Source organism: Oceanicella sp., assembly GCF_056449545.1.
In genome coordinates, this window is sequence record NZ_JBWOMN010000141.1 from 41,046 (window position 1) to 51,167 (window position 10,122).

Consider the following 10,122-nt stretch of genomic DNA (forward strand, 5'->3'; position numbering starts at 1 on the left):
CGGGGAGGGGCCGTGGGGGGGGGCGTCCGCGGATGCCGCGGCGCCTCAGATCCAGGGGGCGGCGTCGACCCTTGTCCCCGCGCCCGTCCCTCAGCCGCCCAGCGCCGCGCCCTCGCGGCGCGGGTCGGCGGCGCCCAGCAGACCGGTCTCGCCGATCTGGATCGCGTGCAGGCCCGAATTCAGGTTCTTGACCTTCACCACGTGGCCCATCGCCTCCAGCGCGCCCTGCAGGGCCGTCGCCTCCGTGCCCTCTTCAAGCTCCACGGGCCCGCCGCGACTGACCACATGCCCCGCCGAGACCGCCGCCTGCGGATCCATGCCCCAGTCGAGGATGCGGATCAGGTTCGCGGCCACGTATTCGATGATTCGCGATCCCCCGGGCGAACCGATCAGCAGCACCGGCGCCCCGTCCTTCAGCACGATCGTCGGCGACATGGAGGATCGCGGCCGCTTGCCGCCCTCGACCCGGTTGGCGATCGGCGCGCCGTTCTTTTCCGGGGCCCGCGAAAAATCGGTCAGTTCGTTGTTGAGCAGGAAGCCGCCGGTCATCACCCGGCTGCCGAAGCCGGTCTCGATGGTGGTGGTGACCGAGACCATGTCGCCATAGCGATCCACCGCCACGAAATGGCTGGTGCCGGGGCGCTCGGGCTGGGTGTCGGGGGCCAGCAGCATGGCGTCATCCCAGGGCGGCTCGCCCGGGTCGGCTTGCGCCATCGCCCGCGCCGGGTCGATCAGCGCCGCGCGGGCCGCCAGATAGGCCGGGTTCAGCAAGCCCTCGGGCATGTTGACGAAATCGCTGTCGGCCATGTAAAGCCCGCGATCCGCGTAGGCGAGTCTTGAAGCCTCGACGAACAGGTGCCAGGCCGCGGGCCCGTCGCCCATGGCCGGCAGGTCGAAATTCGCCAGCATCCCGAGGATCTGCCCCACGGTCAGCGCGCCGGACGAAGGCGGCCCCATGCCGCAGACCTCGTAGGCGCGGTACTCCACGCAGACCGGCGGGCGGGGCAGGGCGCGGTACCCGGCCAGGTCCGCGCGGGTCAATTCGCCGCCGTTCACGCCGGTGCGCACGGCGGCGACGATGTCGCCGGCGATGACGCCCTCGTAGAAGGGCGCCGCGCCCTCGGCCGCGATCAGCCGCAGGGAGCGGGCGAAATCCGGGTTCTTCAGCACCTCGCCCGCCTGCCTCGGCGACCCGTCGTCCCGGAAAAAGTAGCTTTTCGCCGGCTCGAACAGACCCAGCTTGCGCTTTTGGGCCGAGGCGATGGACTCCGCCATGCGCGGCGATATCTCGAACCCCGCCTCCGCCATCTCGATCGCCGGGTTGAACAGCCCCGCCCAGGGCAGGCGGCCATGGGCGCGGTGCAGGGTCTCCAGCATCCGCAGGGTCCCCGGGACGCCCACCGAACGCCCCCCGATCACCGCGTCCCACCAGCCCACGGGCTTGCCGTCCGCGCCCAGCCAATAGGCCGGCGTCGCCGATGCGGGGGCCTTTTCGCGCCCGTCGAGCGAACTCAGTTCCTGCGCCGAGGCGTCCCAGTAGAGCAGAAACGCGCCGCCGCCGATGCCCGAGCTTTGCGGCTCCACCAGATTCAGCATCAACTGCACCGTCACCGCCGCATCCGCCGCCGAACCGCCCGCCGCCAGCACCGCGCGCCCGACCTCCGCCGCGATCGGGTTGGCGGCCGCCACCATGTAGCTGTCGGCGGCGATCGATGCGGCGGCGGCGCGTTCATAGGTTTTTTCCGGCTGCGTCGCCTCCTGCGCCGTCGCCGCGCCGCTCAGCAGCGCCGCCATCGCGCCCAGACCAAGCGCGCGACCCCACGCCCGCCATGGATGTCCGGGCAAAGCCGATCCGAATGCCGTTTTCATGCGCTTGTCCTCTCCTGCCCGAGCGACTATGCCCGATGATCAACCAGTGGCGCGCGCGGCCCGGCCAGCGGGCCGCCGTCGCGCCAGATCGCCGCCGTCCGCATCCGGGCCATGACAGCAGACCTCCGGCCCGAATCCCGCTTCGACAATTCCAACTTAACCCCAACGCCTGAGCCCGCCATGACTCCTGCCGCCCGCATCGCCGCCGCCATCGAAATTCTTGACCGGGTCGGCGTCGGGCGCGGCGCCGACCGCGTGCTCGCCCGCTGGGGGCGCGACAACCGCTACGCCGGCTCGGGCGACCGTGCGGCGCTGGCCGATCTGGTCTACGGGGCGCTGCGCCGGCGCCGCTCGGCGGCCTGGCGCATGGGCGCGGGCGACGAGGCGTCGGGCCGGACGCTGATGCTCGGGCGTCTGGCGCAAGGCCATGACCTGCCCGCCATCGAGGCGCTGTTCTCCGGCGCCCGCCACGCGCCCGCGCCGCTTGACGACGAAGACCGCGCGCGCCTCGCGGTCCCGCCGCCGCCAGCCCCGGATGCGGTGCGCCTCGACATCCCGGACTGGCTGGCCCCCGAACTTCGCCGCGCGCTGGGCGCCGATTTCGTCCCGGCGCTGGAGGCGATGACCGAACGCGCCCCGGCGGATCTGCGGGTCAACGCGCTGAAATCCGATATCCAGACCGCCCGCGCGGCGCTGGCGCGCGACGGCGTGGGCGCCGAACCCGGCCCGCTCGCGCCCCTGTGCCTGCGGGTCACCGCCGGGGCGCGGCGCCTGCGCAACGCCGCCGCCCTGCGCGACGGGCTGGTCGAGGTGCAGGACGCCGCCAGTCAGGCCATCGCCCTGCTCGCCAACGCCCGCCCCGGCGCGCGGGTGCTTGATTATTGCGCCGGCGGCGGCGGCAAGACGCTGGCCATGGCCGCCGACATGCAGGGGCGGGGCGAATTGCTGGCCCATGATGCCGACCCGTCGCGCATGGCGGGTCTGCCGGCGCGGGCGCGCCGCGCCGGGGCGCGCGTCACGCTGTTGGACGCGGCGGGCGTCGCTGCGCTTGCCGGGCGCTGCGATCTGACATTGGTGGACGCGCCCTGTTCGGGTTCGGGGGCGTGGCGGCGCAATCCTGACGCCAAATGGGCGTTTACACGCGAAGAACTGGACCGGATGACGGCGCTTCAGTCGCGCATTCTGGCCGCGGCCGCGCGCTGCGTCGCCCCCGGCGGGCGGCTGGTCTACGCCACCTGCTCGCTGCTGCGGGCGGAAAACCGCGACGTGGTCGACGGGTTTCTGGCGCGCGGCGATTGCGTGCTTGAGGCCGAGCGGCGCCTGACCCCGCTCGACGGCGGCGACGGATTCTATGGCGCGGTGATTCGACTCTCCCCTAGATAGAAATCACGATTGCGTTTACCCTCTGTTAGCCTTGCGGATTTCATATGCGGGGGATTGCCTGCGCAGAATGCGTGCGCGTGCGGCGGAGCGGTTGGCGTGACGGTTCAGACGGAACAAGCGACGGAAGTTGGCGGCGGGCTGTCCGGGGCGGGCGCGGCGCGGTCCTGGGGCGTTGGCGCCGCGGCGCTGGCGCTGACCGGCGCGGCGGCGCTGCTGGCCGATCAGGCGCTGCCGGCGCCGGCGGGGCTCATGGCGCAGGCGGCGCTTGGCGTCGGCGCGCTCAGCGCCTTTGCGGCGATGATCGTGCTGCGGCTGCGACGCGCGGGCGCGGCGCGGCGCGAAAGCGGGGCGTTCGACGCGTTGTTCGGCTCGTCCTCTTCGCCCGCGGCGCTGTCGGATTTCAACGGCATCCTGCGTGCGGTCAACCCGGCCATGCACCGGCTCACCCATTGCCGCCCCGGCGAAGACGTGCGCAGCATATTTTCCGGCGACGCGGCGAAGATCGAAAAACGCGTCTACCGGATGCTGCGCGAAATGCGCCGCGACGGCGTGCTGCGCCGCGAAACCTTTCTGCGCGGCGGCGAATTATGGGATGCCGAGGTCGCCCCTGCGGGGGCCGGCGTGCTGCTCTGGCGCCTGCTGCCCTGCGGCGCGCCGTGGGAGGACGCGGGCGCCGGCGCGCTGGCCGCGGCCACCGCCTTCGGGTTTCTGCGGGTGCAGGGCGGGCGCGCGTCGGTCAATCGCGCGCTGGCGGAGATGATCGACGGGCCGGTGGAAAAGCTCGAGGACGTGTTCGCGGCGCGCCCGGTGCGCTCGGGCGAGGCGGTGGCGCTGGCGCGGCCCGTGCGCCCCGGCCTGCGCTGCCGGGCGTTCTTTGACGAGACCGCCGCCGCCAAGGCCCCGCCCGAGGCCCCCATGGCCATGTTCCTGCTGCGAATCGAGGACAACGAGCCCGACGGCGCCAACGCCGAGGACATTCTCGAGGGCCTGCCCGTGGCGCTGGCGCGGCTGACGCCGGAGGGGCGGCTGATCTCCGCCAACGCCCCGGCGCGCGCCCTGCTCGGACCCCGCGCCGAGCCCGGCGCCCCGATCGGCGCCTTGATCGAGGGGCTGGGGCGGTCGATCGACGATCGCGTCGCCGAGGCGGCGCGCGGCCGCGCCACCGGCCGCTCGGAAATCGCCCGGGGCAAGATCGAGGATCGCGAGCTGTTCCTGCAGGTGTCGCTGTCGCGGGTGATGATCGACGGCGCCCCGTCGCTGATCGCGGTCCTGTCCGACGCGACCGAGCTGAAAACCCTCGAGGCGCAGTTCGTGCAGAGCCAGAAGATGCAGGCGGTGGGCCAGCTCGCCGGCGGCGTCGCCCATGATTTCAACAACCTGCTGACCGCGATCAACGGCCATTGCGACCTGCTGCTGATGCGCCGGGACACCACCGATCCCGATCACGCGGACCTCGCGCAGATCCGCCAGAACGGCAATCGCGCGGCGGCGCTGGTGCGCCAGATGCTGGCGTTCTCGCGCAAGCAGACCCTGCGCCCCAAGGTGATCTCGCTGGTCGAAACCCTGGCCGAACTGTCGCATCTGCTGAACCGGCTGCTGGGCGAAAAGGTGCGCCTGCATCTGGATCACGAGGGCGAGCTGGGTCTGGTGCGCGTGGACGAACGCCAGTTCGAACAGGTGATCATGAATCTCGTGGTCAACGCGCGCGACGCCATGCGCGACGGCGGCGAGGTGCGGGTGCGCACCCGCAACGTTTCGCTGTCGGAGGAATTCCGCCGCGACCGCGCCGTGGTGCCGGCGGGCGACTATGTGCTGATCGAGGTCTCGGATTCCGGGGCCGGCATCCCGCCCGACAAGATCGGCAACATCTTCGAGCCGTTCTTCACCACCAAGAAGGTGGGCGAGGGCACCGGGCTCGGGCTCTCCACCGCCTATGGCATCGTCAAGCAGACCGGCGGCTTCATCTTCGCGGACAGCGCGCCGGGCGAGGGCGCGGTGTTCTCGATCTACCTGCCGCGCCACGAACAGACCGAGGCGCCGGTCGCGATTCGCCCCGCCGCCCCCGAGGCGGCGCAGGATCTGGGCGGCGAGGGCGTGGTGCTGCTGGCCGAGGACGAGGCGCCGGTGCGCTCCTTCGCCGCGCGCGCCCTGCGCATGCGCGGCTACGAGGTGGTGGAGGCGGATTCCGCCGAATCCGCGCTCAAGACGCTCGAAGACCCCGCCATCGAGATCGACGTCATCGTCTCCGACGTGGTGATGCCCGGCATGGACGGCCCGACCTGGGTGAAGCGCGCCCGCGAAAAGCTGCCCGACGTGAAGGTGATCTTCGTCTCGGGCTATGCCGAGGACGCGTTCCGCAAGAACCTCGAAGGCCTCGATGATTTCCACTTTTTGCCCAAGCCGTTCTCGCTCAACGAATTGAGCATGGCGATCAAGGAGGTCCGCGACGCCGCCTGAGCTCCGGGGTCGATGGCCCCTTGCGCCCGCCCGCGCCGCGCGTCACCCTGCGCGCGACTGACGAAACGGCAAGGGGAGAGACGCCATGCGACTGGAGGGCAAGCGCTGCATCGTGACCGGCGCCGCGCAGGGGTTCGGGCTGGGGATCGCGGAGCGGTTCATCGCCGAAGGCGCCCATGTGGCGCTGCTCGACATCCAGGAAGCGGCGGCGCGCGAGGTCGCCGACAAGCTGGGCGCCAATGCGCTGCCGGTGCTGTGCGACGTGTCCGACGGCGCCAGCGTCAGCGCCGCGACCGCCACGGTCGCCGCGGCCTTCGGCGGCGTTGACATCCTGGTCAACAACGCCGGCTGGTCGCCGCGCAACCAGCCGCTGCTCGATGTTCCGCAAGCCGATTTCGACAAGCTCTACGCGGTCAACGTGAAGTCGATCTTCCATTTCTGCCACGCCGTGGTGCCGCTCTGGCGCGACGCGGGCGGCGGGGTGATGCTCAATATCGGCTCCACCGCCGGGCTGCGGCCGCGCCCGGGGCTGACCTGGTACAACTCCACCAAGGGCGCGGTGAACCTGATGAGCCGCTCGCTGGCGGTGGAACTGGCGCCCGACGGCATCCGCGTCAACGCGCTGGCCCCGGTGGCGGGGGAAACCCCGCTGCTCGCGACCTTCATGGGCGAGGACACTCCGGAAAAGCGCGCCGCCTTCATCGCCACGGTGCCGCTGGGCCGGCTGTCGCAGCCGCGCGACATCGCCAACGCGGCGCTGTATCTGTGCTCGGACGAGGCGGATTTCATCACCGGCGTGGTGCTGGAGGTGGATGGCGGGCGCACCATCTGAGCCGGCGGCGCCGGTCATTCCGGACATCGTGGTGCGGGCGGCCGGACTCGAACCGGCACGGACTAGGTCCCAGGCATTTTAAGTGCCATGCGTCTACCAGTTTCGCCACGCCCGCGCCTTGGCCCCGCATCCCCCGCATGGCGTTGCGCGGGGGGCGCGCTGGACCTTCTCTTTACCCCCTGCGGCCGGCAATTCAAGCGACAGTTGCGCGCGGCGCCGCCGGAACCCTCGCCGGGCTTAACGCGGCCTTAGGGGTGTTTGCGCCAGAGTCCCGACAGCGCCGGGACGCGGCGCGGGCGGAGGCGCGCGATGAATTTGCCGGGGACAATGCCGGGGTTTCTCTGCATCGGGGCGCAGAAGGCGGGCACATCCTGGCTGTTCGAACGGCTGCGGACCCATCCCGGCATATGGACCCCGCCGCTGAAGGAACTGCACTATTTCGACCACCTGCACATCCCGCGCAACCGCCGCTGGACCCATGCGCATCTGCGCCGCGGCGTGCGGCGCGCGCTGTGCTGGCATGTGAATCACGCCAAGACGTTCGACCGGGACTGGATGCGCTATCTTTGCGATCTGGCGGATCGCGACCCGTTCACGCCCGGCTGGTACGCGCGGGCCTTCGCGCGGGCGCCCTCCGGGCGGCTCTGCATGGACGTGACGCCCGAATACGCGTCATTGCCCGAGGCGGGGGCGGCGCAGGTGGCGCGCGACCTGCCGGGGGTGAAGATCCTGCACATCCTGCGCGCCCCGGCGGCGCGGGCGCTGTCGCAGATGCGCATGAACATGCAGCGGCGCGGGCAGGCGGGCGCCGCGGCCTGGCGCGCGGCGCTGGAGGATCCCGACCTCGCCGATCGCGGCGATTACGCGGCGCAGATCCCGCGCTGGCAGGCGGCGATCGCGCCGGATCGGCTGATGTTCCTGCCTTTCGGGCGCATCGCGCGCGACCCGGCGGCGGCGCTGACGGAGGTGGAGCGGTTTCTGGGCCTCGACCCGGGACCGCGCGGCGACGAGGTGGGGCGCAAGGTCCACGCCACCAGGCCCGCCGCGCCGCCGCGCGACGTGCGCGCGGAACTGGAACGCCGGCTGGCCCCGCAGGAGGCGTTTCTGGCCGCGACCTTCGGCGCGGATTTCGCGGCGGAATGCTGAGATGACGCCGAAACCCTTCATCATCGTGACCACGGCGCGCTCGGGCTCGTATCATCTGGCGAGCCTGCTGCACAGCGCCCCCGACGTGATCTGCCATGGCGAGGTTTTCAAGCGCGATCGGGTGGAACTGAACGCCTGGCATCTGCGCCGGGTCGGGCTTGGGCGGCGCGACGCGGCGGCGCGCAATGCGCAGGGGATGGGGTTCATCGACCGGCTGCGCGCCATCCATCCGAAAAAGATCACTGGTTTCAAGGTGTTTCCGGCGCATCTGGAGGATCTGACGATCCGCGAGAGCCTGCTGTTCGGCCCCCATTGGCGGCGCATCCTGCTGCGCCGCAATCCGCTGGAGGCGCATCTGTCGGGGCTGCGCGCCCGCCAGACCGAGATTTACACTTTTCGCAAGGGCGCTCCGACGCCGCCGGAGCAGGCGCTGCGCCGCCGCGTGCGCTACGACCCCGACCGCTTCGAGCGCTATCTGCGCGGGCGCGCCCGGTTCGACAAGCTTTGCGCCCGGATCGCCGCGGCGGGGGGGGCGCTCGAAACCGACCATGCGGCGCTGAACAGCCGGGCCGAGCGCGCCCGGCTGCTGCGGTTCATCGGGTCGAGCGCCGATCCCGACGGGCTCAGCAGCGAGATGCGGCGGCAATTCACCTGGCCGATGGCGGAGGGGGTGATCAATTTCGCCGAGATGGCCGATGATCTGGAGCGCCGCGGTCTGGCGCATCTGCTGGCGCAGGCGCGGGTCGGCGCGCCGGTCTAGGGGCGCGGCGCGCGGCGCCTGTCCCCGGCCGCGCAGGCCGGATTGCCGGCGGTCGCGCAGCGGCGGCCGGGGCGCCGGCGGCGCGCAAACCATCCGGGCGGGCGGCTATGCCGGGCGGGCAATGACAGGGGCTCAGTCCGGCGGGGTTTCCTCGATGTCGGGGGCGCCGAGGCTTTCGCACATGGCCCGGATCGCCGCCGCGACGCGGGCCAGCGCCGCCCGGTCGCGGGCGCGCGCCACCAGCGTCGTGCCAAGGCCGCCGCGAAAGAACGGGTAGCTGCCGAGGCTGATCGCCGGATGCGCGCGGGCGATCTCGCCCAGCGGACCGGCGATGTCGCCTTCGGGCAGCGGCACGCGAAACGCGTGGCAAAGCATCGGCGGCCCGCCTTGCAGATCGGGGCGCACGCTTTCCAGCATGGCCTGAAAAATCGCCGGCACGCCGGCCATGACATGGACGTTTTCAAGGCGAAACCCCGGGGCCTGGCTTACCGGATTGACAATCAGCGCCGCGCCCTCGGGGATGCGGGCCATGCGCAGGCGGGCCTCGTTCAGATCCCGGGCGTCGCCGTAAAAGGCCTCCAGAATCGCGCGCGCGTCGTCGCGCACCCCGATCGGGACCCCGAAGGCCGCGGCGATCGCGTCGGCGGTGATGTCGTCATGGGTCGGGCCGATGCCCCCCGAGGTGAACACGTGGTCAAAGCGCGCCCGCAGCGCGTTGACCGCGGCGACGATCTCGGCCTGCTCGTCGGGCACCACGCGCACCTCGCGCAGCGCGATCCCGATGCCGGTCAGCACGTTGGCGAGGTGGTGGCTGTTGGCGTCGCGGGTGCGCCCGGACAGCACCTCGTCGCCGATCACCACCATGGCGGCGGTGGGCGCGGCAGCGGCTGGGGTCATGGTCTTGCCTCGCGGGTCTGGGCGGGATAGCACCGCCGGATGCAGTTCGACGCGCCTCTGATCCGCGCCACGCTCGTGCGCCGGTATAAACGATTTCTCGCCGACGTCATCCTTGCGGACGGCGCCGAGGCCACCGCCCATTGCGCCAATCCCGGGGCCATGACCGGGCTGGCCGACCCCGGCGCGACGATCTGGCTGGAGCCCAACGACAACCCCAGGCGCAAGCTGAAGCTGAGCTGGAAACTGGTGGAGCTGCCCGGGGGCCGGTTCGCCTGCGTCGACACCGCGCTGCCCAACCGGCTGGTGGGCGAGGCGCTGGCCGCCGGGCGCATCCCGGCGCTCGCCGGCTATGACCGCATCCGCGCCGAGGCCCCCTACGGCGTCAACAGCCGCGTGGATTTCCTGCTGGGCGCCGACGATCGCCCGGACTGCTATGTCGAGGTCAAGAGCGTGACCCTGCGCCGCGCCGGCGACTGGGCCGAATTCCCCGACAGCGTGACCAGGCGCGGCGCCAAGCATCTCGACGAACTGGCGGCGATGGCGGCGCAGGGGGCGCGCGCGGTCATGCTCTACGTGGTGCAGCGCGGCGATTGCGCGCGGGTGCGCATGGCCGGGGACATCGATCCGGGCTACGCGGCGGGGTTCGCCCGCGCCCGCGCCGCCGGGGTCGAGGCCATGGCCTGCGCCACCGTCATCGACGCGGGCGGCGTGGGGGCGGCCCGGCCCCCGGCCGGCAGCGACGGGGCCGACGGGTGCTGTTTTGGGGAATCGGGACCAA

The 10,122-nt window shown here is 71.9% G+C and carries 8 protein-coding genes and 1 tRNA gene; 6 read left to right on the forward strand and 3 right to left on the reverse strand.

Annotated elements, in window-relative coordinates:
* Positions 1-90 precede the first annotated feature (90 nt).
* Positions 91-1,869, reverse strand: coding sequence for a gamma-glutamyltransferase (ggt, locus tag AC1HC7_RS17990; protein WP_479497641.1), 1,779 nt, complete (start codon positions 1,867-1,869; stop codon positions 91-93).
* A 180-nt stretch (positions 1,870-2,049) separates the two neighbouring features.
* Here ggt and AC1HC7_RS17995 point away from each other — a divergent pair, with 180 nt between their 5' ends.
* The 3 genes from AC1HC7_RS17995 to AC1HC7_RS18005 all read left to right on the forward strand — a co-directional run bounded on the left by AC1HC7_RS17995 (position 2,050) and on the right by AC1HC7_RS18005 (position 6,541).
* On the forward strand, positions 2,050-3,252 hold the full coding sequence (locus AC1HC7_RS17995; protein WP_479497640.1) for an RsmB/NOP family class I SAM-dependent RNA methyltransferase: 1,203 nt from the start codon (positions 2,050-2,052) through the stop codon (positions 3,250-3,252).
* Between the two features lie 96 nt (positions 3,253-3,348).
* Positions 3,349-5,709, forward strand: coding sequence for a hybrid sensor histidine kinase/response regulator (locus tag AC1HC7_RS18000; protein WP_479497639.1), 2,361 nt, complete (start codon positions 3,349-3,351; stop codon positions 5,707-5,709).
* Between the two features lie 85 nt (positions 5,710-5,794).
* Complete coding sequence (locus AC1HC7_RS18005) at positions 5,795-6,541, forward strand: SDR family oxidoreductase (protein WP_479497638.1); 747 nt, start codon at positions 5,795-5,797, stop codon at positions 6,539-6,541.
* Positions 6,542-6,570: 29 nt separating this feature from the next.
* On the opposite strand, the gene AC1HC7_RS18010 is transcribed toward AC1HC7_RS18005, so the two are convergent.
* Positions 6,571-6,656 (reverse strand) — tRNA-Leu (locus tag AC1HC7_RS18010).
* A gap of 194 nt (positions 6,657-6,850) precedes the next feature.
* On the opposite strand from AC1HC7_RS18010, the gene AC1HC7_RS18015 reads away from it, so the two are divergent.
* Positions 6,851-7,687, forward strand: coding sequence for a sulfotransferase (locus AC1HC7_RS18015; protein ID WP_479497637.1), 837 nt, complete (start codon positions 6,851-6,853; stop codon positions 7,685-7,687).
* Between the two features lies 1 nt (position 7,688).
* Positions 7,689-8,447, forward strand: a complete 759-nt coding sequence (locus AC1HC7_RS18020) for a hypothetical protein (RefSeq protein ID WP_479497636.1) — start codon at positions 7,689-7,691, stop codon at positions 8,445-8,447.
* A gap of 132 nt (positions 8,448-8,579) precedes the next feature.
* Here AC1HC7_RS18020 and AC1HC7_RS18025 read toward each other — a convergent pair whose 3' ends face one another.
* On the reverse strand, positions 8,580-9,344 hold the full coding sequence (locus AC1HC7_RS18025; RefSeq protein ID WP_479497635.1) for a competence/damage-inducible protein A: 765 nt from the start codon (positions 9,342-9,344) through the stop codon (positions 8,580-8,582).
* 39 nt (positions 9,345-9,383) lie between these two features.
* On the opposite strand from AC1HC7_RS18025, the gene sfsA reads away from it, so the two are divergent.
* Positions 9,384-10,122: DNA/RNA nuclease SfsA (gene sfsA / locus AC1HC7_RS18030; protein WP_479499283.1), on the forward strand; the 739-nt coding region annotated here is incomplete at its 3' end.